The organism is Verminephrobacter aporrectodeae subsp. tuberculatae At4 (genome assembly GCF_000193225.1).
GTDB classification, from domain to species: Bacteria; Pseudomonadota; Gammaproteobacteria; order Burkholderiales; family Burkholderiaceae_C; genus Acidovorax; species Acidovorax aporrectodeae.
The window spans coordinates 1-562 of record NZ_AFAL01000929.1 but is presented as its reverse complement, the minus strand read 5'-3'; the positions used below and the strand labels follow the sequence as shown (position 1 = coordinate 562).

The 562-nt window shown below is 66.5% G+C and carries 1 protein-coding gene; it reads right to left on the bottom strand.

Features of this window, described 5'->3' with window-relative positions; translation table 11 throughout:
* The coding region (locus VTU_RS29880) for a SwmB domain-containing protein (RefSeq protein WP_010109422.1) at window positions 1–562 on the bottom strand (562 nt) is incomplete at both ends.

The window sequence follows — 562 nt, the reverse complement described above, 5'->3', positions numbered from 1 at the left end:
TGGTGACGGCGTTCGCGACGCCGTTGACCAGCACCGTAAAGGCCCCGCTCGCCGGCTTGTGGATCGGGTCCAGGTTGCCCGTGTCGCTAAAGCTGAGTACCAGTTGGTCGCCGTTGACCTTGGGGCGCGTCGTGTCGCCGGTGGTGATCAGCTGCGGGGGCGTGGTGTCTGCTGGCGCTGGCGTGCCATGGGTCGGGATCACTCCGTTGAAGTTCGCCGCATGGTTGCCGGCAGCGTCCCGCACCCCGTTGCCGGATTCGGGCTTGGTGTATACGATGCTCAACGTCTCCGTTTCGGCCACGGTGCGGCTCAGCGTCAGCGTCACGGTCTTGGCCGCCCCGTTCACCACGGCGCTGCTCACGGTGATGGGGGCCGCCGTGCCAGAGGCGGTGTGGATCGTAAAGCCGGCATTGCCCGTCAGTGCCGCCGGGTCCAGGGTGCCCGCTTCCGTGTACGTGAGCACCAACTGGTTGCCGGTGACCACGGCGGTGCTGATTACCGGGGGCGTGGTGTCTGCTGATTGGGTGTCCACGGTGTAGTTAACGCTGGTGGCGATGCCGGT